This is a genomic window from Rhizobium sp. YAF28, assembly GCF_052113285.1.
Lineage (GTDB): Bacteria > Pseudomonadota > Alphaproteobacteria > Rhizobiales > Rhizobiaceae > Rhizobium.
The window spans coordinates 71,317-95,495 of record NZ_JBFRCX010000015.1 but is presented as its reverse complement, the minus strand read 5'-3'; the positions used below and the strand labels follow the sequence as shown (position 1 = coordinate 95,495).

General features: G+C 61.0%; 21 protein-coding genes. 11 read left to right on the top strand and 10 right to left on the bottom strand.

Features of this window, described 5'->3' with window-relative positions; genetic code table 11:
- Positions 1–78 precede the first annotated feature (78 nt).
- Together AB4Z13_RS28265 and AB4Z13_RS28260 are read right to left on the bottom strand one after the other, a co-directional pair.
- Complete coding sequence (locus tag AB4Z13_RS28265) at positions 79–1,446, bottom strand: sigma-54-dependent transcriptional regulator (protein WP_439018151.1); 1,368 nt, start codon at positions 1,444–1,446, stop codon at positions 79–81.
- Positions 1,443–3,305, bottom strand: a complete 1,863-nt coding sequence (locus AB4Z13_RS28260; RefSeq protein ID WP_439018152.1) for a sensor histidine kinase — start codon at positions 3,303–3,305, stop codon at positions 1,443–1,445. Before AB4Z13_RS28260 ends, AB4Z13_RS28265 begins: the two co-directional genes overlap by 4 nt.
- Positions 3,306–3,526: 221 nt before the next feature.
- On the opposite strand from AB4Z13_RS28260, the gene AB4Z13_RS28255 reads away from it, so the two are divergent.
- Complete coding sequence (locus AB4Z13_RS28255; RefSeq protein ID WP_439018153.1) at positions 3,527–4,861, top strand: dicarboxylate/amino acid:cation symporter; 1,335 nt, start codon at positions 3,527–3,529, stop codon at positions 4,859–4,861.
- A 102-nt stretch (positions 4,862–4,963) separates the two neighbouring features.
- On the opposite strand, the gene AB4Z13_RS28250 is transcribed toward AB4Z13_RS28255, so the two are convergent.
- From AB4Z13_RS28250 to AB4Z13_RS28235, 4 genes are all read right to left on the bottom strand, one after another.
- On the bottom strand, positions 4,964–6,037 hold the full coding sequence (locus AB4Z13_RS28250) for an ABC transporter ATP-binding protein (protein WP_442207358.1): 1,074 nt from the start codon (positions 6,035–6,037) through the stop codon (positions 4,964–4,966).
- Between the two features lie 21 nt (positions 6,038–6,058).
- Positions 6,059–6,856, bottom strand: a complete 798-nt coding sequence (locus AB4Z13_RS28245; RefSeq protein ID WP_112572501.1) for a carbohydrate ABC transporter permease — start codon at positions 6,854–6,856, stop codon at positions 6,059–6,061.
- Positions 6,857–6,935: 79 nt separating this feature from the next.
- Positions 6,936–7,859: a carbohydrate ABC transporter permease gene (locus tag AB4Z13_RS28240; RefSeq protein WP_439018888.1), complete on the bottom strand. Its 924-nt coding sequence runs from the start codon at positions 7,857–7,859 to the stop codon at positions 6,936–6,938.
- A 100-nt stretch (positions 7,860–7,959) separates the two neighbouring features.
- Positions 7,960–9,228 carry an extracellular solute-binding protein gene (locus AB4Z13_RS28235; RefSeq protein WP_439018889.1) on the bottom strand — a complete coding sequence of 423 codons (1,269 nt, stop codon included), beginning with the start codon at positions 9,226–9,228 and terminating at the stop codon, positions 7,960–7,962.
- 258 nt (positions 9,229–9,486) lie between these two features.
- Here AB4Z13_RS28235 and AB4Z13_RS28230 point away from each other — a divergent pair, with 258 nt between their 5' ends.
- The 5 genes from AB4Z13_RS28230 (at position 9,487) to AB4Z13_RS28210 (ending at position 13,117) form a co-directional block, all read left to right on the top strand.
- The gene (locus tag AB4Z13_RS28230) at positions 9,487–10,686 is read left to right on the top strand and encodes an ROK family transcriptional regulator (RefSeq protein WP_113322991.1); all 1,200 of its coding nucleotides are present in this window, start codon (positions 9,487–9,489) and stop codon (positions 10,684–10,686) included.
- Positions 10,687–10,717: 31 nt separating this feature from the next.
- A complete protein-coding gene (locus AB4Z13_RS28225; RefSeq protein ID WP_442207375.1) occupies positions 10,718–11,821 on the top strand; it encodes a Gfo/Idh/MocA family protein in 1,104 nt (367 codons plus the stop codon).
- A 19-nt stretch (positions 11,822–11,840) separates the two neighbouring features.
- Positions 11,841–12,482 (top strand): ThuA domain-containing protein, encoded by a 642-nt coding sequence (locus AB4Z13_RS28220; RefSeq protein WP_442207357.1) that lies wholly within the window; start codon positions 11,841–11,843, stop codon positions 12,480–12,482.
- Positions 12,483–12,615: 133 nt separating this feature from the next.
- A complete protein-coding gene (locus AB4Z13_RS28215; RefSeq protein ID WP_310381983.1) occupies positions 12,616–12,768 on the top strand; it encodes a hypothetical protein in 153 nt (50 codons plus the stop codon).
- 19 nt (positions 12,769–12,787) lie between these two features.
- Entirely contained in the window at positions 12,788–13,117 is a 330-nt protein-coding gene (locus AB4Z13_RS28210) for a DUF6665 family protein (protein ID WP_442207356.1), read from the top strand.
- On the opposite strand, the gene AB4Z13_RS28205 is transcribed toward AB4Z13_RS28210, so the two are convergent.
- Positions 13,107–14,021 carry a LysR family transcriptional regulator gene (locus tag AB4Z13_RS28205; protein WP_113322994.1) on the bottom strand — a complete coding sequence of 305 codons (915 nt, stop codon included), beginning with the start codon at positions 14,019–14,021 and terminating at the stop codon, positions 13,107–13,109. The genes AB4Z13_RS28210 and AB4Z13_RS28205 overlap by 11 nt on opposite strands.
- A 174-nt stretch (positions 14,022–14,195) precedes the next feature.
- On the opposite strand from AB4Z13_RS28205, the gene AB4Z13_RS28200 reads away from it, so the two are divergent.
- Positions 14,196–14,972 (top strand): class I SAM-dependent methyltransferase, encoded by a 777-nt coding sequence (locus AB4Z13_RS28200; protein WP_442207355.1) that lies wholly within the window; start codon positions 14,196–14,198, stop codon positions 14,970–14,972.
- 5 nt (positions 14,973–14,977) lie between these two features.
- Here the strand turns inward: AB4Z13_RS28200 and AB4Z13_RS28195 are convergent, their stop codons facing one another.
- Positions 14,978–16,306: an LLM class flavin-dependent oxidoreductase gene (locus AB4Z13_RS28195; protein WP_442207354.1), complete on the bottom strand. Its 1,329-nt coding sequence runs from the start codon at positions 16,304–16,306 to the stop codon at positions 14,978–14,980.
- A gap of 312 nt (positions 16,307–16,618) precedes the next feature.
- Here AB4Z13_RS28195 and AB4Z13_RS28190 point away from each other — a divergent pair, with 312 nt between their 5' ends.
- A complete protein-coding gene (locus tag AB4Z13_RS28190) occupies positions 16,619–17,836 on the top strand; it encodes an SfnB family sulfur acquisition oxidoreductase (RefSeq protein WP_442207353.1) in 1,218 nt (405 codons plus the stop codon).
- Between the two features lie 70 nt (positions 17,837–17,906).
- On the opposite strand, the gene AB4Z13_RS28185 is transcribed toward AB4Z13_RS28190, so the two are convergent.
- Both AB4Z13_RS28185 and AB4Z13_RS28180 read right to left on the bottom strand, forming a co-directional pair.
- Positions 17,907–19,115: an acyl-CoA dehydrogenase family protein gene (locus AB4Z13_RS28185; RefSeq protein ID WP_442207352.1), complete on the bottom strand. Its 1,209-nt coding sequence runs from the start codon at positions 19,113–19,115 to the stop codon at positions 17,907–17,909.
- Positions 19,116–19,194: 79 nt separating this feature from the next.
- The gene (locus tag AB4Z13_RS28180) at positions 19,195–20,241 is read right to left on the bottom strand and encodes a substrate-binding domain-containing protein (RefSeq protein WP_442207351.1); all 1,047 of its coding nucleotides are present in this window, start codon (positions 20,239–20,241) and stop codon (positions 19,195–19,197) included.
- 233 nt (positions 20,242–20,474) lie between these two features.
- Here AB4Z13_RS28180 and AB4Z13_RS28175 point away from each other — a divergent pair, with 233 nt between their 5' ends.
- The 3 genes from AB4Z13_RS28175 to AB4Z13_RS28165 all read left to right on the top strand — a co-directional run bounded on the left by AB4Z13_RS28175 (position 20,475) and on the right by AB4Z13_RS28165 (position 24,140).
- Entirely contained in the window at positions 20,475–21,959 is a 1,485-nt protein-coding gene (locus AB4Z13_RS28175; RefSeq protein WP_442207350.1) for a sugar ABC transporter ATP-binding protein, read from the top strand.
- Positions 21,956–23,014, top strand: coding sequence for an ABC transporter permease (locus AB4Z13_RS28170; protein ID WP_442207349.1), 1,059 nt, complete (start codon positions 21,956–21,958; stop codon positions 23,012–23,014). The genes AB4Z13_RS28175 and AB4Z13_RS28170 overlap by 4 nt, the downstream gene beginning before the upstream one ends.
- Before the next feature lie 115 nt (positions 23,015–23,129).
- Positions 23,130–24,140 (top strand): sugar ABC transporter substrate-binding protein, encoded by a 1,011-nt coding sequence (locus AB4Z13_RS28165; protein ID WP_439018164.1) that lies wholly within the window; start codon positions 23,130–23,132, stop codon positions 24,138–24,140.
- Positions 24,141–24,179: the final 39 nt, after the last annotated feature.

The following is a 24,179-nucleotide window of genomic DNA, read 5'->3' as shown; positions in this document are numbered from 1 at the left end:
ACGACTTGTCACGGTCCCGGACTCTCAACCAAGGTGTTTATACCGGGATCCGTTTCGGCACCGCCGGTAACCGATGTGTCAGCTCTCCGCCTTTGAAGAGCTGAACGCGGCACGCTCGATGCCATAACGCTGCAGCTTGTCATAGAAGGTCTTGCGCGGAATGCCGAGTGTTTCGATCGTTCGGCGCACGTCGCCGCCGTTCCGGGTCAGCGTCTCCCGGATGATATCGGCCTCATAGCGGTCAATTCTCGCCGGCAAAGGGAGCGAGGCCTCTTTGTTCGCCATCCCGTCTTGCTGCGTTTCCGCCGGCGCCGCTTCGAGACCGAGCACGAAGCGCTCGGCGAAGTGGGAGAGCTCGCGTACATTTCCTGGCCAGTCATGGTCTTTCAGATGGCGATGCAGTTCGGGCGCAACAGGCGGAACCGGGCGTTTGAAGCGGTTGGCAGCCCGTTCGGTAAAGTGGGCGAAGAGAAGCGGGATATCGTCGCGCCGATCGCGCAGTGGCGGGATGCTGATCGTCACGACATTGAGCCGGTAATAGAGGTCCTCGCGGAAATCGCCGCGCTCACGCGGATCGCCGAGATCGATCTTGGCAGCGGCCACGACACGCAGGTCGACGGGGCGCACCTCGTTGGTACCGAGCGGCATGACTTCCCGCATTTCCAAGACGCGCAGCATCTGCACCTGCGCGGAAGGCGGCATGCTTTCGATTTCATCGAGGAAGAGTGTCCCACCGCTCGAATGTTCGATGCGGCCGATGCGCTTCTTCTGCGCGCCGGTGAAAGCGCCGGCCTCATGGCCAAAGAGTTCGCTCTCGATCACGGTTTCCGGCAGGGCGCCGCAATTCAGCGCCACAAAGTTTCCCTTTGAGCGACGGCTCCAGCGATGCAGCAGGCTTGCCACCACTTCCTTGCCGCTGCCGGTCTCGCCGGTCACCAGCACATCGACATCCGTGTCGGCGATCTGCCGGAGCGTTCGCCGCAGGCGCTCCATGGCCGGCGTCTGGCCGATCAGCGGCAGGTCGCCTTGTGCCTGCTCGGCCGCCTCGCGCAGCGACCGGTTGTCGAGCACGAGCCGGCGCTTTTCGGCGGCACGATGCACGCTTTGCACCAGCCTGTCGGCCGCGAAAGGCTTGGTGATGAAGTCATAGGCCCCATCCTGGATCGCCTTGACGGCCATCGGGATGTCACCGTGCCCTGTGATCAGGATCACGGGAAGGTCTTCATCGAGCCGGCGGATCCGATCGAAGAGCTGCAATCCGTCGACATGCGGCATGCGGATATCGGAAACGACCACACCCGAGAACTCCGCGGTCAGATCCTTCAGCGCTTCCGTAGCGGCGGAAAAGGTCGAAACAGAAAAGCCGGCAAGCTCCAGCGTCTGTTTCGTCGCCTTCAGGAGATCCTTGTCGTCATCGACCAGCAAGACCGGGATTGCTTCACTCATGCCTGTGCCTTCTGCAGATAAACGGTAAAGCGGGTGCCGCTTTCGTTGCTTTCGACCTCGATACGGCCGCCATAATCGGCAACGATATCCTTAGAAATGACGAGCCCAAGGCCCAGGCCTTTTTCTTTCGAGGTGTTAAAAGGCGAAAAAAGCGAGCCAAGGATGTTCTCCGATATGCCGGGGCCGTTATCTGCCACAGTCACCGCCACCTCGCTGTCCGTCTCCTCGCAGAAGATCTCAACCTTCGCGGCCTCCCTGCCCTCCAGCGCTTCCAGCGCATTCTGGAAGAGGTTGATCAGTACCTGCTCCAGCCGGATGCGGTTGCCGCTCACCTTCAGATCGGCTGCAGGTAGCCTGATATCGAGCGCATCTAATCGGCCGGCAAAACGGCTGCGCAGCAGTACGACCGCGCCTTCGATGACGGCGCGCAGTTCGATCGGCTCCGCCGCAGTGCGGCCCTTGCGGGCAAAGGCCTTCAACTCCTCGGTGATGGTGCCGATGCGCTCCGTCAGGCTGGCAATCGCATCGAGATTGCCGTCGGCCGATTCCGGCTGATGGCGTTTGAGGAAGGTGCGAGCATTGTCGGCATAGGCGCGGATGGTCGCGACCGGCTGGTTGATCTCATGCGCCACGCCGGCGGCGACCTGCCCCAAGATCGCCAGGCGGTTCGCCTGCACCAGTTCCTGCTGCACCACCTGCAGCCGCGCCTCGGTCGCGCGGTGGTCCGATATCTCCTCCTGCAGACGGTCACGGGCGCGGCTCAGGTCCTGTGTGCGCTCCAGCACCCGGCGCTCCAGCTCCTCGCGGGCGGCGCGCTCGGTCGCGATACGCATGACGACGATCTGGCGGCGGCGCAGCAGGAAGGTCATGATCGCCAGCACCGGAATGAGGGCGGCCAATGTCAGCAGCCGCCATTCGCGCACCGAAGAGGCGATCGGCGCTTCGGTCGGCACAAGATATTCGAGTTGCCAGGTTGTCGATGGCACCTCCGTGCGCAATCGCAGGAACTCGCCCTCCCCGGCGCCCGGCATGATGGCATGGACGATTGCGGCTCCAGGCCCCAGCGCCTGCCGTTCGTCGATCGGCAAGGGCAGCAATGGCGCCTCGCCGAATTGCAAACTGCTCCTGATCGCCGCAAGGCTTTCTTGCGGCAGAGGTTTCGCCGTCATAAAGCGCCAGGACGGCAGGCTGGTGATGAGCACGACACCGTGCTCGTCGACAACATAGGCGGGCCGGACAGCATCGCGCCAGTCGGATTCCAGCTGATCGAACTCCATCTTGACGACGACGACACCAAGCGGAGCCGCGGCATCCCCGACCCGCCGGGAAATATAGAGGCCCGGCCGGTTGCTGACATTACCAAGCGCGAAATGCTCCGCCGTGCCCGTTTCCATCGCACGGCGGAAATAATCGCGGAAGGAATAGTCGTTGCCGACAAAACTCAGGGGCTCCCGCCAATTGCTGGAAGCGATCGCGATGCCGTTCTTGCCGGTTACATAGAGAACCGAGGCGCGGGTGCCGGCGACAAGGCTCTGGAGCTTGCGGTCAAGCCCCATGACGGCTTCTCCCTGCCCCGAGGCCAAAGCGTCCCGCACCTGCTGGTCATCGGCAAGGAGCAGCGGCAGAGCCCGTGGCCCCTCGAGCACGGCACGCAGCAGCGCCACCTTGAGATTGGCGTCGGTCTGCCCCTGATCCTCCAGCGCTGCAATTGCCTGCAGGCGGCCGTAGATGCCGGCGCCGTAAAGGGCCGTTCCGATGAGGACGGCGGCGAGCGCCGCAAAGATCAGCCAGACGGATCGGGAGCGCCGGCCAAGCTGTTCAGGCGTCAGTAAAGGTTCATTTGCTGTCCTCTGGAGCATGGCCGCATTGTGCATCTTTTCGCACGGCCAGCAAATCACTTTGTGCGAAAAATCGCACTATCGTTTCTGGGTCAGCCCGACGCATTCAATAATATCAATGAATTAGGCAATTGGAAGTAACTGGCACGCGCGTTGCAAACAAGTCCTCATCAGTCGGGAGGCTGTTTGACCATCATGACTTGGCCGTCGCCCTATTGGCGTCCGGCATAGTGGAGGACACCATGGATATTGCAATGAACGCCGCTACAGAGCGCGGCAAAACTCCCTTTTACCGGCACCTCTACGTGCAGGTTCTCGCCGCCATCGCCGCCGGCATTCTGCTCGGCCACTTCTACCCTGCTCTCGGCGCTTCGCTGCAGCCGCTCGGAGACGCTTTCATCAAGCTCGTGCGCATGGTGATCGCACCCGTCATCTTTCTGACTGTCACGACCGGCATAGCCGGCATGGCCGATCTCAAGAAGTTCGGCCGCGTGGTCGGCAAGGCGCTCGGCTACTTCCTCGTCTTTTCGACGCTGGCGCTCGTCGTTGGCCTCGTTGTTTCCAACGTGCTGCAGCCAGGCGCCGGCATGCATATCGATCCGGCGACGCTCGATACGAAGGCGGTCAACAACTATGCCGCCCAGGCCCATGATGCGACGATCGTCGGCTTTCTGATGAACATCATCCCGGACACGATCGTCGGCGCCTTCGCCAAGGGCGACATCCTGCAGGTGCTATTCTTCTCAGTCGTCTTCGGCATTGCGCTCGGCTCCGTCGGGGAGCGTGGCAAGCCCGTGCTGGATTTCTTCCAGGTTCTGACCGCTCCGGTCTTCCGCCTCGTCGCAATCTTGATGAAATTCGCCCCGATCGGCGCCTTCGGCGCCATGGCCTTCACCATCGGCAAATATGGTATCGGCGCGATCGCCAACCTCGCCTTCCTGATCGGCACCTTCTATCTGACGTCGCTGCTCTTCGTGTTGGTCGTGCTCGGTGCAGTTGCCCGCTACAACGGCTTCTCCATCCTGGCGCTGCTCCGCTATATCAAGGAAGAACTGCTGCTGGTGCTCGGGACTTCGTCCTCGGAAGCCGCCCTGCCCGGCCTGATGAACAAGATGGAACGGGCCGGCTGCAAGCGCTCGGTCGTCGGCCTCGTCATTCCGACCGGCTATTCGTTCAATCTCGACGGCACCAACATCTATATGACGCTGGCTGCACTCTTCATCGCCCAGGCTACTGATACGCATCTGAGCTTCGGCGACCAGATCCTGCTGCTTCTGGTGGCGATGTTGAGCTCCAAGGGTGCTGCGGGCATTACCGGCGCCGGCTTCATCACGCTTGCCGCCACACTCTCAGTCGTCCCCTCGGTTCCGATCGCCGGCATGGCGCTCATCCTCGGCATCGACCGCTTCATGTCGGAATGCCGGGCATTGACGAACCTTGTCGGCAATGCCGTCGCGACTATCGTCGTCGCCCGTTGGGAAAACGAACTCGACCAGACCCGCTTTGCCGCCGCAATGGCCGGCGATTTGCGCGAAGACAGCGACGTGCTTGTTCCAGTGGCGCAGCCCGCCGAGTAAACAACCGACAAAACAAACCCGCCGCCAGTCATACATTGGCGGCGGATTTCATTTGATGTCGACGAGCCGGCACACGTCCGGATCGTCAGCGATCTCTCAGATTTAAAGCGCCAGACCCGTGCCGCGGTCGAAAATATGGACCTGATCGCTGGCGATATTGGCCTCGAAACGGGCGCCGTAGCGGGCGGCATAGTCTCCATCCACCACCGCCGTGACCGGCTGACCGGCCAGATCGAAGACGACGTGCGTCTGGGCGCCGGTCGGCTCGACAAGAAGGGTCTGGCCGGCGAGCGCATTTCCATCCCTGCCGCCCGGCGTCAGATGTTCGGGACGCAGGCCGACTGTCACCATCTGGCCCGGACGGACCTTACGGTCCGGCGCAATGCGGATCGCGGTTCCATCTGAAAGACGGGCTGCAGGCACGCCACCCTCGCCTTCGACAATACCTTCGATGAGGTTCATCGCCGGAGAGCCGATAAAGGCTGCGACGAAGAGATTGGCCGGTTTTTTGTAAAGTTCGAGCGGCGTGCCCTCCTGCTCGATATTGCCCTGGTTCAGGACGACGATGCGGTCGGCGAGCGTCATGGCCTCGATCTGGTCATGCGTAACGTAGATGGACGTCGTCTTGACCTTCTGATGCAACGCCTTGATTTCCGAGCGCATCTGCACACGCAGCTTGGCATCGAGGTTCGATAGCGGCTCGTCGAACAGGAAGACGGCCGGGTTGCGCACGATGGCGCGACCCATGGCGACGCGCTGGCGCTGGCCGCCCGAAAGCTGCGCCGGCTTACGCTCCATGAGCTTCGTCAGATCCAGCATACGCGCGGCCTCAGCCACGCGCTGCTCGATCTGCGGCTTGGGAAGACCTGATAGTTTCAGATTGAAACCCATGTTCTCTGCGACGGTCATATGCGGATAGAGCGCATAGGACTGGAAGACCATGGCGATGTTGCGCTCGCGGGGTGTCAGTTCGTTGACGACGGCGTTGTCGATGATGACCTCACCGCCGCTGATTTCCTCGAGACCAGCGATCATGCGCAGGAGCGTGGACTTGCCGCAGCCGGACGGGCCGACGAGGGCAACGAACTGCCCATCCTCGATCGACAGCGAGATATTATGGATCACATCGAGCGATCCATAGGCCTTGCGAATATTCTTGAGTTCGACAGACGCCATGTGCGTGTCTCCGATGCGGGCTCAGGACTTCACCGCACCGGCGGTCAGGCCGGCGATGATGTGCTTCTGGGCGAGGAAAAAGACGATGATGGTCGGCAGGATGGTCAGCGTGATGAAGGCGAGGATGAGGTGCCAGTCAGTGGCAAACTCCCCTCTGTAGACCATGATGCCGAGCGGCCAGGGATAGAGGCTCTCCGAATTGAGCATGATCAGCGGCACGATATAGCTGTTCCAGCTTCCGACAAAGGAAATGATGCCGACGGTCGCGACGATCGGGCGCGAGAGCGGCAGCGAGATATGCCAGAAGAAGCGCATATAACCGCAGCCATCGACGAAAGCCGCATCGAAGAGCTCGGACGGCAGGTTCCTGAAATAGTTGCGGAACAGCATGATGCTCATGCCGAGCCCGAAGGCCACCTGCGGCAGCACCACACCCCAATATGTATTGAGAAGGCCGAGATCGCGGATGCGGATGTAGAGCGGCAGGATGGCAGTTGCAGCCGGAAACATCAGCCCGATCAGGAAATAGTTCACCAGATAGGTCGAGCCGAAGAAGCGGATATGGGCAAAACAGAAGGCCGCCATGGCACCGAGCGTCAGCGTCAGGAAGACGGTGAGCAGCGCGATCAGCAATGAATTGCCCATCTGCAGCCAGTAGCGATGGCTGACGATGATGTCGATATAGTTGCTCCACTGCCATTCCGTCGGCAGACCGAAGGGATTGCCCCGAAGGTCGGAAAGTGTCTTGAAGCCGCCGAGCGCGGTGCTGATGAGCGGGATGACGACGAGGCCGGCGACGATCAGCAGCGAGACGTACATGTAGATCTGCGTACCGGTGCGGACCTTGCGGCCGGCGCTATTTGCCGATGCGGCATCGATAGGTGGTGCGGTTGAGATATCAGTCATTGCGCATGAATATCCGCTTGTAGCTGAAGGCGAGCGTGACGCAGATCAGGAACAGCACGACGCCGACGGCGCTGCCGAAACCGACCTGCATGCGGGTCACCCCGAAATTATAAAGGAAGGTCACCATCGTTTGCGTCGAGTTCGACGGACCGCCGCCAGTCAGCGGCATGATCATGTCGAAGAGCTGCAGAGAGCCGACGACGCCGAAGAAGACGGACAGGCGAACGGTGGAGCCGAGAAGCGGCAACGTGACGTGCCGGAATTTCTGCCAACCGGTCGCGCCATCGATATCGGCCGCCTCCAGCACGCTCTTGTCGATCGCCTGAAGGCCGGCAATGAAGAGCATCATGTGAAAGCCGAAATACTTCCAGACGATGACGCCGAGAATGGCATACATGGCGACGTCGCGATCGGCGAGCCAGAAGGGTGGCTCAACGCCGATCATATGCGAAATGCCGGCGACCAGGCCGAAATCGCCGTCATAGACGAAGCGCCAGATCATGCCGGCGGCAACGTCGGCCAGAACATAGGGCAGGAAGAAGATGAGGCGAAAGAACAGCGCGCCCTTGATCTTGGTGGAGACCATTGTCGCGAGCCATAGCGCCAGCGGGATCTGCACACAGAGCGAGATGAGGACGATCAGGCCGTTATTGATGAGCGCCTGGGTAAAGGCACCGTTGCGGAAAATGAGCTGGTAATTGCGGAAGCCGATCCATTGCGTCGGGTCGCCGTAGCCATTCCAGTTATAGAAGGAATACCATGCGGCTTCGCCCATCGGTACGATGACGAGCAGCGTGAAAAGCATCAATGCCGGCGGCAGGAAAAGGATCAGCACCGGCCATTTGCTGTGGGCCAGCGAACGCTTGTGCCGGCGCGGGGCCACTTTGGCGCTCGTCCCTGCCACATTTGCTGACATGAAAGTATCACTCATCGGTCTCTAGGACTCCTCGGGCGAATTCGCGACTGCGCCGCGAGTGAGAAGGAGCCGGCGCTCGGTTCGAGCGCCGGCGGATTTTTTACTTCGCTTCGAGCGAGTAGGCGTCCTGGATCTGCTGGGCAGCGTCGGCCGGCGAAGTCGAGCCAGAGACGATCTCCATCGTCATGTCGTTGACGACACCACCGACATTCGGGCCGAGATCCTGATCGAGGAAGTTCTGGTGCCAAGTTTCCTGATCGAGAGCGACCGCGCTGTCCTTCAGAAGCACGTTCTTAACGCCATCGGCTGCGCCCTTGGCGACGGGGATGATACCGGTCTTCTGAGCCAACAGCTTCTGATTTTCCGGATTGCCGAGGAACTTCAGGAACTCTTCGGTTTCCGGAGGCGCATTCTTGGTGACGACCCAACCGTTCAGACGACCGAGGTAATCGGTCGCGAGACCCGGAGCGCCTTCGACGACCGGGAACGGGAAGCGGCCGATATTGTCGTCCGGCTGACCCTTTCCGCTGGTTGAGCTCGCACGCGAGGTGTCGTTGGTGTTTTCAAAGCCGAGCAGCATGGCCGCGCGTCCGTCGCCGAAAGCAGCAAGCGCATCGTTCCAGGTGGCGCCAAGATAGCCGTTCTGGAAGGGTTCGAGCTTGCCGAGTTCGGCGAGATGCTCGCCGGCCTTCACGAAGGCTTCACCGGCAAAACCATCACCCTCGCCAGCCTTGGCCTTTTCGAAGCCATCATGGCCGGCTTCGCGCATGGCGAGATAGCCCCAATAGAAATGGATCGGCCACTTATCACCGCCACCGCCGGCGATCGGCACGATGCCTGCGGCCTTCAGCGTCTTCACGGCGCTGAGGAAATCGCCCCAGGTCTTGATCTTGCTGGCATCGACATTGGCCTTCTTGAACAATTCCTTGTTGTAGAAGAAGGAGACGAGGCCAGTCTTGTAGGGCGCTGCCCAGACCTTGCCGTCGAAGGTCATGCCGTCGATCGTGGCAGCACTGGTGCCGTTGCGCCATGCGCCGCCATCGGCGTCAAGGGCGGCATCGATCGGCCGCAGCATACCGGTCTCGGCTTGCGCCTTCAGCACGCCGCCACCCCAGGTGTAGAAGAAGCTCGGGGCTTCGTTCGACTGCAGGAGCGTCGGAAGCTTGGCCTTGAAGGCCTGGTTTTCGAGGAACTGCAGCTCGACCTTGACGCCGGGGTGGCTCGCTTCGAAGTCCTTGGCGAGCTTGTTCCACACCTCGAGGGTGCCCGGAACCTGCTCCAGGTGGAGCCAGCGGATGGTCGTATCGGCGGCAGCCGTTACCGTTGATGCACAGTAACCGGCAACCGCGATTGCGATCGCCGACAGCATGTTGATGCGATGAGTTTTGGTAGTCAGCACTTGGCACTCCTCCCGAGGCGCTTTATTTCTGTATCCGGATTAAATAATCGCAACCTTTGCCTTTCTGTCAATACCCTGCCTGAAAAAGCGGCAGAAGATGCGCAAAATGATGCCATTATGGAAATTCCTGTTGCGCGATTGTGAAAATCAGATCTACAACAAGGCGAATTTAATTTGCCTCTCGAATAAAATCGCGAGGCCTATGACAGTTTAGGTGCGCACGAGACGATGAAGACTGCCGATCCTGAATTGATGCGTGCCATCAACCGCTTGAACGTGCTGGATACGATCCGGCGCCACGGCCCGATCTCCCGCATCCAGATCAGCGAACGCACCGAATTGTCCACGACGACAGTTTCGGCCATTACCGCTTCGCTTCTCGACGACGGGCTCATTTTGCCCATTCACGAGGGTGATATCCGCAACGAGGCAGTGCGTGGCAGGCCGCGCGTCATGCTGGAGGTCAATCCGGATGCCGCCCGCGTAGTTGGCGCCAAGATTGCCGCCAGCCGCATGATCTTCGTGGTTACCAATTTCCGCGGCGACGTGCTCTCCAAGCTCGCCCTGCCGATCCGCATCGATCGGCAGCCGATTGCCGTGATTGCCGACCTCATCGAGGATGGCGTGCGGCGCTGCGTCGTCGATATCGGCCTCTCGCTCGATGATATCGACAGCATCTGCCTGGCACTCCCTGGCGTCATCGAGCACCGTACCGGCCATATCCGTTCAAGCCCCATCTTCCGCGAAGTCAACATTGATTTTGCTGCGGAAATGTCGGCCCGCCTGTCGACGCCGACCATCATCGAGAGCGACGCACATGCCATCACGCTTGGCCATCATTGGTTCGGCAAGGCCCGCGATCTCGAAGACATGGTGCTGATCTCGCTGGAGCAGACACTCGGTCTCGGCGTGCTGCACGACAACCAGCTTTTCCGCGGCGCTGGCGGCCTCAGCCACAATCTCGGCGATCTTGTCCTCGGCATGGGTCAGCAGGGCGTGGTGCGTCTTTCCAGCCAGGCCGGTGAAAGCGCCATTCTCGGCGAACAACAGGCCGATGGCCGCTTTGCCGAAGCGGTACGCCTCGGCCGAGGCATGACCCATGTTCAGGCGCTGATCCAGGCCGATGACGACCGTCTGATCGGCGCGGCCATGCGCGCCGGCGAGGCGGTGGGGCTGACCATTGCCAATATCGTCACCCTGTTTGCGCCACCGCGCGTTATTCTCGTCGGCTCCTCGCTTGCGCTGGGTGAGCCCTTCCTCAACAGTCTGCGGGATGCCTATGCGCTGGCTATCCCGCCGTCCCTGCAAGGCGTCAGCGAACTCGTTTTCGATGATTCGACCGACGACTTCTGGGCGCAGGGTGCTGCCGCTGTTGCGCTTTATGAACTCTACGAATCGCCCTGGAGCACTACAGGACCGGCGCTCTGACGCGCAAAAATCAGTATTTATGGAGGATATGATGGAAAAAGTCGGTATCGGCATCATTGGATGCGGCAATATTTCGGGCGCCTATCTGAAGGCGATGACATCGGCATTCCCGATCCTCGAGATCCGCGGACTGGCCGACCTCAATCGCGAACTTGCAGAGGCAAAAGCCAACGAATTCAATCTTCAGGCCAGGTCTGTCGAAGAGCTTCTGGCCGATCCGAAGGTCGAAATCATCGTCAACCTGACCATTCCGAAGGCCCACGTTGCAGTCGGTCTGCAGGCACTGGAGGCCGGCAAGCATACCTATTCGGAAAAGCCGCTGGGGATTAATTTCGCGGAAGGGAAAAAATTGGCGGATGCCGCCAAGGCCAAGGGTCTGCGCATCGGCGCTGCCCCTGACACCTTCCTTGGCGGCGGTCACCAGACCGCCCGCGCCCTGATCGACGAGGGCGTCATCGGCATTCCAGTCGGCGGCACCGCGACCTTCATGTGCCCGGGCCATGAGCGCTGGCATCCCAATCCGGCCTTCTATTATGAAGTCGGCGGCGGCCCGATGCTCGACATGGGTCCCTATTACATCACCGACCTCGTCAATCTGCTGGGGCCGGTTGCCAAGGTCGCCGGTTTTGCGGTCACGCCGCGCGATGAGCGCATCATCACCAGCGAGCCGCGCAATGGCGAGCGCATTTCTGTTCATATCCCGACGCATGTGGCCGGCGTGATGGCTTTCGCCAATGGCGCTGTCGTGCAGATCGGCATGAGCTTCGATGTGGCAGGCCACAAGCATGTGCCGCTCGAAGTCTACGGCACCGAAGGCACGCTGATCGTGCCGGATCCGAACCGTTTTGCCGGCCCGGTCGAATATCTGAAGAAGGGCGGCCAGTTCGAGGACCAGCCCGTGACGCTGCCCTATGCCGACGGCAATTATCGCTCCCTCGGTGTGGCCGATCTCGCCCACGCGATCCGCTCGAACCGGCCGCATCGCGCAAATGGCGATCTGGCGCTGCATGTGCTCGAGGTGATGGAAGCCTTCCAGAAGGCATCTGACACCGGCAGCACGGTAACGCTCACCACGACAACGGAGCGCCCTGCTCCGCTTTCTCAATCCCTCGTCGACGGACTGCTCGGCAAGTAACATTCAGGAGGAATACACGATGCGTGAAGCACTGATCGTCTGGGGCGGCTGGGCCGGCCACGAACCGGAACAATGCGCCGCAATCATCAAGGACATACTCGAGGAAGACGGCTTCAAGGTCTATGTGGAGCACAGCACGGAGGCCTTCGCCGATCCGTCGATCCACGATCTGAGCCTGATCGTTCCCGTCATCACCATGTCGAAGATCGAGAAGGAAGAGGTCAAGAACCTCGCTGCCGCGATCGAAAGCGGCGTCGGCATTGCCGGCTATCACGGCGGCGCCGGCGACAGCTTCCGCGAATCGACCGATTACCAGTTCATCATCGGCGGCCAATGGGTTGCCCATCCCGGTAATATCATAAACTACACCGTCAACATCACCCGGCCGGACGACCCGCTGATGGAGGGGATCACCGATTTCCCCTATAATTCCGAACAATATTACATGCATGTCGATCCCTCGAACGAGGTGCTGGCGACGACGACTTTCACCGGCGAACATGCTTACTGGATCGACGGCGTGACGATGCCGGTTGTCTGGAAGCGGAAATATGGCAAGGGTCGCGTCTTCTATTCCTCACTCGGCCATGTCGCCAAGGAATTCGACGTGCCGCAGATGAACACGATCTTCCGCCGCGGCGCCAATTGGGCAGCGCGCTGATCGGTTCGACGTTGGGGCTGCCGGTGTCTCGCCGGCAGCCCCACATGAAAAGTGCATATTTGGGCACGACACGGGTGCCAAATCCGTCGATATGCGTTACTGCTGTGGAAAGAACGAACCAGACAGCAAGACAATGAGCGATAACGTTATCAAGTTTCGCAAGCCGAAGCCCCCGCCGAAAGCCCCCAATCCCATGCTCCGCAAGCTCGTGATCATCGCCGCGGTGATCATCGTGTTTGCATTGGCCTGGGTCTATGTCCAGGTCACCGGCGTCCAGCCGCAATAATCCAGCGAGGGATCGTCCGATGAGCGTTCGCCCGCCGCAATCCTTCAGGCAGTCTTTTTCGGCCGAAGGCGGGGTGAATGTACTCGAATACGAGCTCATGTCGGAGCGCGCCAGTTCACTCGGACGCAACGGTCTCAAAGTCGAATCGGCTCTCTCAGCCCTGAAGGCCTGGAATCCCGATCGCGATAGTGCCGAGCAGCGCGAAACGCTGATCAACGAGGCGTCCGATGCCGTTTGGGCGCTCTTCGTCCAGCGCGAGATCTGCGGGCTGCGCAACAGCAGGGATATTGTCCAGCGTTACGCCATTCCCGGCGAAGTGCTGGCGCGGGTCGGCGTCGTCAGGAAATAGCGGCGGTCAGGCTCTGTGTCGCAGGCGCCGGATGCGAGAGAACGAATGCGCGCGCCTCTTTTTCCAGCCATTCGCAAAAGAGCGTGGATTTGCGGTTTCGCCTCGCCCGGCGCAAGGCCACGTATTCATGGCCGCTTTCCAGAAATCCATGCGGCGCCACCAACCGGCCGAAGCGAACATCATCCGTCACATAGGGCCAGGGCACGACGCAGACGCCAAGCCCGGCGTTGGCAGCCTCCAGCATGAAATAGAAATGCTCATATTCGACACGGCCACCGGCTTCGACGGTGATGCCCGAGCGAGCAAGCCAGTCACCCCAGGCGCGTAGACGGCTGCGGGTATGAAGGCGAGCGGCACCTGTGAAGCGTTCGCCGACAATTTCCGCCAATGCCGGCGAAAGCACGGGACCGGTCTGTTCGGGAAAGAGCGGGATGACATCCGCACCGGCTGGCCAGGGTGCTGTTCCAACGCGGATAGCGACATCGAAGCTGTCGCGCGCAAAATCCACCGGACGTGAAGAGGCGGTCAGGCGCACATCGATATCGGGATATTCCGCCTGAAACCGGTAGAGCCTTGGGATCAGCCAGCGCATGGTGAAGGTTCCGGGGCAGGATACATCGAGCGCACCATCCTCGGTATCGGCCACCGCGCGGACGGACGTGTCGATCTGGTCGAAGGCGGCATTCAGACCTGACAGAAGCGTCGTGCCGGCCTCGGTCAGACGCAGCCGGTTCTTCGGGCCTTCAAAGAGAGGAACGCCGAGCACATTTTCGAGATGCTGGATCTGGCGGCTGACGGCGCTATGGGTGACGTTCAGTTCGTCCGCGGCGAGCGTCATGCGCCCGAGACGGCCGGCGGCTTCGAAAGCGCGGAGCGCATTGAGCGATGGAATACGGCGAGCCATGTGCATTTTCCGAACAACATTTGTTCGATCATATCGATTTTCACACTGCATTCCATGGTGTTTCTTGCGGCTCGCGAATTGGCGAATGCCTTTTCAGGAACAACAAACGCCGGAGAGCTCAGCGCTCCGACAACAGCGGCGCTTTGCCTTTTGAAGCAGTTATGGAGACCGATCGTGAACAGCAGACACAGGGACGGAAGTGCGGGCGACGCCAATTACGGCGTGATCGGTACAAATTACACCAGGTACCGCCGGCCCGATCCGCATATCGCCGAATTCATCCGCGCCGCACTTGGCAACGCCGAGACCGTTCTGAATGTCGGCGCAGGTGCAGGCTCCTACGAGCCGGTCGACCGGAAGGTGACACCAGTAGAACCTTCTGCATCCATGCGCGCCCAACGTCCGGACCATCTGCCCGAGGCAATCGATGCAACGGCCGAAAAACTTCCCTTCGCAGATCAATCATTCGACGCGAGCATGGCGACCTTCACTGTGCATCAATGGTCGGACCTCAAAGCTGGTGTTTCAGAAATGCGTCGTGTTTCGCGCGGCCCCGTGCTGATCTTGAGCTGCGATCCCAATGAACTGGAACACTCATGGCTGTTCGACTATGCGCCGGAGATGATCGCCGTCGAGGCAAGCCGCTATCCGGCCCTGCAGACCGTCGCCGATCATCTCGGCGGCACAATTGAGATATTGCCCGTGCCAATCCCGCTTGCCTGCATCGATGGCTTCGGCGAGGCCTACTACGGTCGGCCGGAGCTTATGCTCGATCCCGGCGCCCGGCTTGCAAATTCGGCCTGGAGCTTCGTCGATCCATCGATCGGCGAGCGCTTCGTGACCGAACTCGGCCGCGATCTTAAGGATGGCACGTGGGATGCGCGTTACGGGCATCTGCGCACGCAACCCTTCTTCGAAGGTTCACTGCGCCTGATCGTCGCCCTGCCCTGACAGCCTTAGCTGAAGAAGCGATTCTCCGGTCGCGGCAGGCCAAGGTGTTCGCGCAGCGTCGTGCCTTCGTATTCCCTACGGAATAGGCCACGGCGCTGCAGTTCAGGCACCAGGCGCGTGGTCACGTCGTCAAGCCCCTGCGGCAGGTAGGGGAAGACGACGTTGAAACCGTCAGAGCCCTCTTCGTCCAGCCAACGTTCCATCTCGCCGGCAATGCTTGCAGGCGTGCCAACGAAGGCAAGACCGGAATAGCCGCCGTAACGCTGGGCAAGCTGCCGGACGGTGAGGTTTTCCTCCTGCGCCAGCTTGATGACCTGACCGCGGCCCGTCTTACTGGCATTGGTATCGGGAATATCCTTGGGCAGCGGCGCATCCGGGTCGAAGCCCGAGGCATCATGGCCAAGCGCGATCGACAGCGAGGCGATGGCGCTGTCATAGTGAACGAGACTGTCGAGGGCGAGGCGCTTGGCGCGCGCCTCCTCGATGCTGTCGCCGATGACAACAAAGGCGGCCGGCAGCAGTTTCAGGTGATCGCGGTTGCGGCCGATCGCCTCCATCCGGCCCTTGATGTCGGCATAGAGAGCCTTGCCGCCTTCGAGATCACGCGGCGAACAGAAGACCACTTCGGCGGTTTCCGCGGCCAACTGGCGGCCGGGATCCGACTGGCCGGCCTGCACGATAACGGGCCAGCCCTGAACCGGTCGGGCAATATTCAACGGCCCACGCACGCTCAGTTCCTCGCCCTTGTGGTTGAGCACATGCATTTTTTCGGGATCAAAATAAATACCGCTCTCGCGGTCGCGACTGAAGGCGTCGTCGGCGAAGCTGTCCCAGAGGCCGGTGACGACATCGTAGAACTCGCGCGCCCGCTTGTAGCGCTCGCCATGTTCCACATGCTCGTCAAGGCCGAAATTGAGCGCAGCATCGGGATTGGAGGTCGTGACGATATTCCACGCGGCGCGGCCATTGCTGATGTGATCGAGCGAAGCGAAACGGCGGGCTACATGGTAGGGCTCGTCGAAGGTCGTCGATGCCGTTGCAGCGAGCCCAATCCTCTCGGTGACGGAGGCAAGCGCCGACAGCAGCGTGAAGGGCTCGAAGGAAGTCACGGTGTGACTGCGCTTCAGCGCTTCGACCGGCATGTTGAGCACCGCCAGGTGATCGGCCATAAAGAAGGCATCAAATTTCGCGGCCTCGAGCTTCTGCGCGAAGGCTTTGATATGGGAGAAATTGAAATTGGCATCCGGATAGGAGCCGGGATAGCGCCATGCGCCGGTGTGCAGGCTAACGGGACGCATGAAGGCGCCGAGGCGCAACTGCCGTGAACGGGTCATGTTTTTCCTCATGGATCGGGCGAAGCGACCGCCTGCCCTCTGCTGAACGGTGATGCCGGAACGACGCATCCGTTTGGGTTACGTAGGCGTTGGCGCACAGCAATTCGAGATCAGCATTGGCATTTTCTGGCGGCGATTTCACCGGCAACCCGGTCAATTGCCGGATGAGATGGATAGGGGCAGACGTTAGCCGTGCCGACGCGCCTCACAGAAGCAAGCACTTTTCATTTTCTATCACATCTATAGAATTTATAATCTTACCTGTCGCTCCGATTTCTTTCACCCATATCACGGTCAGAACTGGAGAAATCAATGACGACCGTGCTCAGGCAGCAAGACCAGATCCGGCCCGTGGCCGCCCGCATAGCCAGCGACGAGGAGGCACTTGAGACGGCCCGCAGGCTCGGCGCTCAATTTGCCGCCACGGCCGCCGCACGAGACGCAGAGCGCCGGTTGCCTTTCGCCGAACTCGATGCGCTGGCGCAATCCGGCCTGCTGGCGATTGCCGTTCCAGCGCAATATGGTGGGCTCGATGTTTCGAATGCCGTGCTTGCCGAAGTGACCGCGATCCTGGCGGAAGCTGATGGCTCGATCGGCCAGATCCCGCAGAACCATTTCTACATTCTAGAAGCCCTGCGCACCGATGGCAGCGAGGAGCAGAAGCGGTATTTCTTCGGCCGGGCGCTTGCCGGCGATCGTTTCGGCAATGCGCTTTCGGAGCGCGGCACGAAGACGGTCGGCCACTACAATACGCGCATCGTCAGGGACGGACCCGGCTACCGCATCAACGGCCAGAAATATTACTCGACCGGCGTACTGTTTGCCGACTGGATCACGGTCTTCGCGCTTGATGAGGAAGACCGGCTTGTCATGGCCTTCGTGCCGAAAGGGACCGAGGGTGTTGAGATCCTCGACGACTGGGACGGCTTTGGCCAGCGCACGACCGGCAGTGGCACCACGATCCTCAAGAATGTCTATGTCCATGCCGATTCCGTCGTCCTGCATCACAAGGGTTTCGAGCGGCCGGCGACGATCGGCTCGGTCGGCCAGATCGTCCATGCCGGCATCGATCTCGGCATCGCGCGGGCCGCTTTTGCGGAAACGTTGGAATTCGTGCGTACCAAGTCACGCCCCTGGATGGATAGCGGCGTGGAGCGCGCCGCCGAGGATCCGCTGACGATCTCGAAGGTCGGGCAGATCGCCATCCGGCTGGAAGCTGCTGCAGCACTCCTCGAACGCGCCGGCCGCAAGGTCGATGCCGCGCAGATCGAGACGACGGAAAAGACCGTCGTCGACGCCACGCTTGCCGTGGCTGCCGCCAAGGTGCTGACGACCGAGATCGCCATTGAGGCCACCAACACGCTCTTCGAGCTTGCCGGAACCTCTGCGGTCAAGAGCGACCTCAATCTCGACCGGCACTGGCGCAACGCACGCACCCATACGCTGCACGATCCCGTGCGCTGGAAGTACCATGTCGTCGGCAATTACCACCTGAACGGCGCGATTCCGCCGAAGAACGGCGCGCTCTGAACCCTCTCCTCAACTAAAACCCCACTTCCGTCACCGGAAATGGGGTTCTTTTTTGCTTATGTTCCTGAGTTCAGCTGTAAAGGCTCACTTCAGGGATTTTGTCGTTCAGCACGAATTCGCCGACTTCCTTGGCCTTGTAGAAGACCGGATCGTGCAGCGTGTGAGTGCGCACATTGCGCCAGAAACGGTCGAAGCGATATTTCTCCGCCGTGGAGCGCGCGCCGGTCAGCTCGAAGACACGAGAGGTGGTATCAAGCGAGACATGGGTTGCATGCACCTTGGCGGCATAGGCTTCTGCCGCCGCCTCGCCACGCTCGCGGGCGGTGACACTGTGGCCCTTTGCGAGACCTGCCTGAACGGCGGCGGCGGCCGTATCGGCCAGGGCAGCAGAGGCTTTCAGCGCGGCGGTGAACTCACCGACCCGCTCCAGGATATAGGGGTCGTCTGCAGCGCGCTCGACGCCCGAGGTGATCCACGGGCGCGTCGTCGTGCGCACATAATCGACGGCAGCCTGGAGCGCGCCTTCTGCGCTGCCAAGATAGAAGTTGACGAAGACGAGCTGGATGAGCGGCGTATTGAAGGTGGAAAGCACCGGCGGGGCGGCATCAGGAGCAGCCGGGGGACCGACGAAGTCTTCCTCATAAACAGGAAAATCGTGGAACTCGACACTGCCGCTGTCGGAGAGCCGCTGGCCGAAATTGTCCCAGTCGTCATTTGCCTGATAACCGGGCCGGTTGGTCGGCACGGCGAAACCGACGATCTTGTCGTCGAGCGTGGCGTTGGCATTGATATAGTCAGATACATGGGCGGCGGTGGAAAACGACTTGCGCCCGTTCAGCACATAGCCATTGCCACGACGGGTCAGCACAAGACCCGGATCACGCGGATTGACGGCAGCGCCCCAATAGAGGTTTTTCGCCACGGTTTCGGCACCCACCGCATGAGCACGTGCTTCTTCTAGCGCCCAGTAGACATACTGGCTGTTGACGAAGTGATAGCCTAGCAGCTGGCCGATCGAGCTTTCGCCGCGCGCAAGGATACGCACCAGCCGCAAGCCATCCACCCAATCAAGGCCACCGCCGCCGATCTTCTGATCATGCAGGGCGTTCAGCAGGCCGGCATTCTTCAGCTTGACGATCTCCGCAAGAGGCGGGCGACCGTCGCGGTCGAGCTCGGCGGCGCGTCTGGAGAGATCGGCCGAGATATCTTCGGCGCGGGCAAAGAGGTCCTCTCGCGTTGTGCTGCGATTGGTCGCGAAGACGACATTGGACTGGCTCATGGGTCGAAACTCCGATTTCCTGAAAAAAATGGGCCGGCGGGGGCCGCACAACCCCCGCCGGAAGATCGAGGCAGGCAGCCTAGAAAAGCTTGTCCGGGATCCAGCTAGCGGTTGCCGCGTCGCTTGTGCTGAAGGCCGGGATCTTCTGCGCCAGGTCCTCGATCGTCTTGACGCCGGCTGCGCGCAGGCTTTCCTGCGTGAGCAGCGTCGGCTTGACTGTGATCTGATGGGGGACGTCCTGTCCGGCGATCTGCAGAGCCGCGGCGCGGACGGAGACGGCGCCAACGACAGCCGGGTTGGTGGCGACGGTCGCAACCCAGGGGCTGCCCTCTTCGATGATCTCCTGAATGTCAGCAGTCGAAACGTCGGCCGAATAGATCTTCAGCTTGCTTGCAATACCAAGGTCGTTGGCGGCAAGCTTTACGCCACGGGCAAACTCGTCATAGGGCGCAAAGACGACGCCGATATCGGGATTGGCGGTCAGCGCGGCCTTGGCCTGATCGGCGGTAGAGGTCGCGGTGGTGTCGCTCACGTTACCGAACCGGGCCTTTTCAACAACGCCGGAATTCTCCGACTTGAACTTATCCCAGACCTCGTTGCGGCGGTCGAGCGGCGCGAAACCGGCGACATAGACATAACCGGCATTGAAGCTCTTGCCGTTGTCCTTCACCACCTGTTCGAGCGCGAGTTGAGCGAGTTCGTGGTCGCTCTGCTCCACCTGCGGCACCTTGGGATTGTTGAGGTTGACGTCGAAGGCGACGACCTTGATGCCCTTGTCCAGCGCCTGCTGGACGACATCGCCGAGCGATTCCGGCAGGCCGTGATCGACGACGATCCCGGCCACGCCAAGATTGATCGCCTGAAGGATCTGCTCACGCTGCTCGGCGGCATCCTGCCGGCCGGGGAAGACGCGCAGGTCGATATCGAGCGCCTTGGCCTGGGATTCCGCACCGGCCTGATAAGCCTGGAAGAAGTCACCCGCCGAGATGTAGCTGATCAGTGCCACCTTGACGCCGCCCTTATCAAAGGGCGCCGGTGCGCCGTTAAGGCCAGCGGCAAAGGAGGTCTGATAGAGAGAAAAAGAAATTGCGGCTGCAGAGAGCGCCAGCCGTGCGAAGGATTTCATCGTCGCGATCCTCTAGTCAATCGGGTGCGTCGTCTGACAGGTTGGCAGCTCCCTGCGACGCATGAAATTATTAGATATAAACTCTATGTTTTTAGTAGATTTAATGATCTGATTTTTGCGGATTCAGGAGATTCTTTGTTCCCATCGCCTTCCGACCGAGGCAAGGCTTGCCTCGAAGTTCGGGCATCTGTCAGGCCAATATCGCGGCTTAAAAGCAGACCCGGATTTGCCCGATGCCGCTCCTTCAAGTCGAGAATATCACCCGCAGTTTCGGGTCCACACGCGCGCTTTTCGGCGCGCATTTCTCTATCGAGCGGGGTGAGATCGTCGCGCTGATGGGAGCCAATGGCGCCGGCAAATCGACGCTGGTAAAGATAGTCTCCGGCGTGCTTGCGGCAGATGGCGGCACAATCAGCCTGAACGGCCGGCCCTTTTCGCCGAAAACACCATCCGAGGCGGCAAAGGCCGGCATCGTGACCGTGCATCAATCGACGGATCTTGTCGGACCGGCGGGGCTGACGGTTGCCGATGCCCTGCTGCTGCATCGCTTCGCAGAGGGCAGCACACCCTTCTTTCTCTCTCACGCAAGCGTGCGACGCGAAGCGCGCTCCGTGCTCGATACCGCCGGATTCTCGCTGCCGCTCGACCGGGATTTCGGCGATCTGACTGCCGCCGACCGGCAGCTGGTTGCGATCGCCCGCGCGCTTGCCAACAAGGCCGAGCTGCTGATCCTCGACGAACCGACAGCAAGCCTTTCGGCGGACGAGAGCCGACGCCTATTTGACATCCTGCTCACCTTGCGGGCGCAAGGCCTTGCCATCCTCTATATCTCTCACCGGACCGCCGACCTCGAAGCGATCGCCGACCGGGCACTCGTCATGCGCGGCGGCCGCATCGTCGGCAGCTTCAATCGCCCTATCGATTTTTCCAGCGCCATCGAAACGATGATCGGTCGCAGGCTCGAAGCGGCACGGCCGGATGCCCGCCCAGTGACGGGCTCAGCTGTTCTCGAGATGAACGGCATCCGGCTTCTGCCATCAAGCAAGCCCTTCGATCTGACCCTGCACGAAGGCGAGGTCGTTGCCATCACCGGCGTGCTCGGCGCCGGCAAAAGCCGCCTGCTCTCGGCGATCTTCGGCGTTCGAGACTTGGCCGATGGCACGATGCAACTCGATGGCAAGCCCTACCGGCCGAAATCGCCGGCTGAGGCGATTGCCGCAGGTGTCGCCATGGCGGCGGAGGACCGCCATCGCTCCTCGCTGATGCCGGCCGCGTGGCCCGGCAATTCGCTCGCGGCTACCATCAGCCTGCCGCATCTTGCCAAATGGTATCCGAGCGGCCTGCTATTCGGCGGCCGCGAGCGGCACGAGGCAGAGCAGGCCATTTCCCGGCTCAGCATCAAGGCCGCCGGTCCGCACGCTTCGATCTGGTCACTGTCGGGCGGCAATCAGCAGAAGACGGTCATCGCCCGCTGGGAAGCGGAGCCGAGCCGGCTGCTGTTGCTCGACGAGCCGTTCCAGGGGGTCGACGTCGGCGCCCGCCATGACATCATCCAGGCGATCCGGGCACGCACCGACCGCGCAACGCTGATCGCCACATCCGATCCCGAAGAGGCCTATGAGGTCGCCGATCGCATCCTGACGATCGACCACCACAGCTTGCTGCCTGATCTCGTCGACATCGCCTCTTCTTCAGCCCCACAGGAAATTTCCGCATGACGACCATCGACGAAGAGGCCCTGCCAAAGACCAGTGCGGTCCCTCAGAGCCATAATGAGGATAGCCGCGCTCTGGCACTCGGCAGCTTCTTGCGCGCCGGTGCGGTGTTCATCCTGCTCGGGCTGATGGTGATTGGCTTCACCATCGCCCAACCGGCCTTCATCAACATCGGCAACCTGATGAGTATCCTGCAGGCCGTATCGGTCGTTGCGATCCTCGGCGCCGGTGTGACGGTGACGCTTGCCGTCGGCGGCTTTGATCTCTCGATCGGTGCTGTCGCCGCCTCCAGCGTCATGGCCGCGAGCTATGCGATGATCGTCTGGCATCTCGATGTTTTTGCCACCGTGCCGCTCGTCCTTGCCTTCGGTGCCGCGGTCGGGCTCGTCAATGCCTTGCTCATCGTGCGCCTGCGCGTGCCCGATCTGCTGGCGACGCTTGCCATGATGTTCCTGCTGTCGGGCCTGCAACTCATCCCGACCGCCGGGCGATCGATTTCTGCCGGACTGGTCCTGCCCGACGGCTCCAAGGCGACCGGTGCCTATGATCCAGCTTTCTTGCTGATCGGCCGTTACAGCCTGTTTGCCACCCTGCCCGTTTCCGTCGTGCTGATGGCCGCCGTCGCCATCTTCCTTTTCGTGCTGACAGAGCGTACCCGCATCGGCCGACTGCTCTTTGCGACCGGCGGCAATGAGGTAGCGACGCGGCTTGCCGGCGCCTCCACCACCCGGCTGAAGACGCTTGCCTATGTCATCTCGGGAACCTTGGCCGCTCTTGGTGGCATCGTGATCGCCGCCCGTGTCGGGCGCGGCGATGTCTCCTCCGGCGGCTCGCTGCTGATGGACTCGGTCGCTGCCGCCCTCATCGGCTTTGCCGTCCTCAACCTGCGCCGCCCCAATGTGCTTGGCACCATTGCCGGCGCCGTCTTCGTCGGCGTGCTGCTCAATGGCCTGACGATGCTGAACGCACCCTATTACACGCAGGATTTCGTCAAGGGTGCCGTGCTCGTCGGAGCACTTGCCCTGACCTATGGGCTCGGCCGCAACAGCGATCGCTGAAGCCAGGCCTTAGCTTCAGAAAATTTCCTGCGACCGTGTGCTTTTGGAATAACGTACCTCTTATGAGCCTTAAATCTATATATTTTACAGACTATCAAATTGAGAGGGTATCGTTATGAATGAAGGACTTGGAGGCGGCTTCGGACGCCGTGAAATCTTGAAGCTCGCGGCTGTCGCCAGCGCGACCTTTGCAGGCGCCAGCATGCTGACCGCACCCGCCGCAAGGGCCGACGACGAGGGGCTTTCCCTGAAGGGCAAGCGCGTCGCCATCAGCGCCACCGGTACGGACCACTATTTCGATCTGCAGGTCTATAATGCCCAGATCGAAGAGGTGAAGCGGCTTGGCGGCGAACCGATCGCCGTTGATGCCGGCCGTAACGACGGCAAGCTGATCGCCCAGCTTCAGACGCTTGTCGCTCAGAAGCCGGATGCGATCGTCCAGATCCTCGGCACGCTCAGCGTCATCGATCCCTGGCTGAAGAAGGCCCGTGACGCCGGCATTCCTGTTCTGACCGTCGATGTCGGCTCAACCAATTCGATCAACAACACGACGTCGGACAATTGGGGCATTGGCAAGGATCTCGCCCTGCAGCTCGTCTCCGATATCGGCGGGGAAGGCAATATTGTCGTCTTCAACGGGTTCTACGGCGTGACACCCTGCGCGATCCGTTACGACCAGCTCGTCAACGTCATCAAGTATTTCCCGAAGGTGAAGATCATCCAGCCGGAACTGCGTGACGTCATCCCGAATACGGTTCAGGACGCCTTCACGCAGATCACCGCCATCCTCAACAAATATCCGGACAAGGGCTCGATCAAGGCCGTCTGGTCGGCCTGGGACATTCCGCAGCTCGGCGCCACGCAGGCGATCGCCGCCGCCGGCCGCAACGAGATCCGCACTTATGGCGTCGATGGAAGCCCGGAGGTTCTCCAGCTCGTTGCTGACAAGAACTCGCCGGCTGGCGCCGATGCCGCTCAGCAGCCCGCCGAAATCGGCCGTGTCGCAGTCCGCAACGTTGCCAAGCTGCTCGCCGGCCAGACGCTGCCGCGCGAGACCTATGTTCAGGCGCTGCTCGCCAACAAGGAAAACGTCTCCGAGATCATCAAGAAGCTCGGCATCGGCTGATATCAAGGCTGACCTTGCGGTTAGCGCCGCAAGGTCAGC

What these genes read in the sequence shown, in the direction of transcription:
- AB4Z13_RS28265 (WP_439018151.1), bottom strand. Translation starts at nt 1,446, where the DNA reads ATGAGTGAAGCAATCCCGGTCTTGCTGGTCGATGACGACAAGGATCTC.
- AB4Z13_RS28260 (WP_439018152.1), bottom strand. Translation starts at nt 3,305, where the DNA reads ATGCTCCAGAGGACAGCAAATGAACCTTTACTGACGCCTGAACAGCTT.
- AB4Z13_RS28255 (WP_439018153.1), top strand. Translation starts at nt 3,527, where the DNA reads ATGGATATTGCAATGAACGCCGCTACAGAGCGCGGCAAAACTCCCTTT.
- AB4Z13_RS28250 (WP_442207358.1), bottom strand. Translation starts at nt 6,037, where the DNA reads ATGGCGTCTGTCGAACTCAAGAATATTCGCAAGGCCTATGGATCGCTC.
- AB4Z13_RS28245 (WP_112572501.1), bottom strand. Translation starts at nt 6,856, where the DNA reads ATGTACGTCTCGCTGCTGATCGTCGCCGGCCTCGTCGTCATCCCGCTC.
- AB4Z13_RS28240 (WP_439018888.1), bottom strand. Translation starts at nt 7,859, where the DNA reads ATGTCAGCAAATGTGGCAGGGACGAGCGCCAAAGTGGCCCCGCGCCGG.
- AB4Z13_RS28235 (WP_439018889.1), bottom strand. Translation starts at nt 9,228, where the DNA reads ATGCTGTCGGCGATCGCAATCGCGGTTGCCGGTTACTGTGCATCAACG.
- AB4Z13_RS28230 (WP_113322991.1), top strand. Translation starts at nt 9,487, where the DNA reads ATGAAGACTGCCGATCCTGAATTGATGCGTGCCATCAACCGCTTGAAC.
- AB4Z13_RS28225 (WP_442207375.1), top strand. Translation starts at nt 10,718, where the DNA reads ATGGAAAAAGTCGGTATCGGCATCATTGGATGCGGCAATATTTCGGGC.
- AB4Z13_RS28220 (WP_442207357.1), top strand. Translation starts at nt 11,841, where the DNA reads ATGCGTGAAGCACTGATCGTCTGGGGCGGCTGGGCCGGCCACGAACCG.
- AB4Z13_RS28215 (WP_310381983.1), top strand. Translation starts at nt 12,616, where the DNA reads ATGAGCGATAACGTTATCAAGTTTCGCAAGCCGAAGCCCCCGCCGAAA.
- AB4Z13_RS28210 (WP_442207356.1), top strand. Translation starts at nt 12,788, where the DNA reads ATGAGCGTTCGCCCGCCGCAATCCTTCAGGCAGTCTTTTTCGGCCGAA.
- AB4Z13_RS28205 (WP_113322994.1), bottom strand. Translation starts at nt 14,021, where the DNA reads ATGGCTCGCCGTATTCCATCGCTCAATGCGCTCCGCGCTTTCGAAGCC.
- AB4Z13_RS28195 (WP_442207354.1), bottom strand. Translation starts at nt 16,306, where the DNA reads ATGACCCGTTCACGGCAGTTGCGCCTCGGCGCCTTCATGCGTCCCGTT.
- AB4Z13_RS28190 (WP_442207353.1), top strand. Translation starts at nt 16,619, where the DNA reads ATGACGACCGTGCTCAGGCAGCAAGACCAGATCCGGCCCGTGGCCGCC.
- AB4Z13_RS28185 (WP_442207352.1), bottom strand. Translation starts at nt 19,115, where the DNA reads ATGAGCCAGTCCAATGTCGTCTTCGCGACCAATCGCAGCACAACGCGA.
- AB4Z13_RS28180 (WP_442207351.1), bottom strand. Translation starts at nt 20,241, where the DNA reads ATGAAATCCTTCGCACGGCTGGCGCTCTCTGCAGCCGCAATTTCTTTT.
- AB4Z13_RS28175 (WP_442207350.1), top strand. Translation starts at nt 20,475, where the DNA reads ATGCCGCTCCTTCAAGTCGAGAATATCACCCGCAGTTTCGGGTCCACA.
- AB4Z13_RS28170 (WP_442207349.1), top strand. Translation starts at nt 21,956, where the DNA reads ATGACGACCATCGACGAAGAGGCCCTGCCAAAGACCAGTGCGGTCCCT.
- AB4Z13_RS28165 (WP_439018164.1), top strand. Translation starts at nt 23,130, where the DNA reads ATGAATGAAGGACTTGGAGGCGGCTTCGGACGCCGTGAAATCTTGAAG.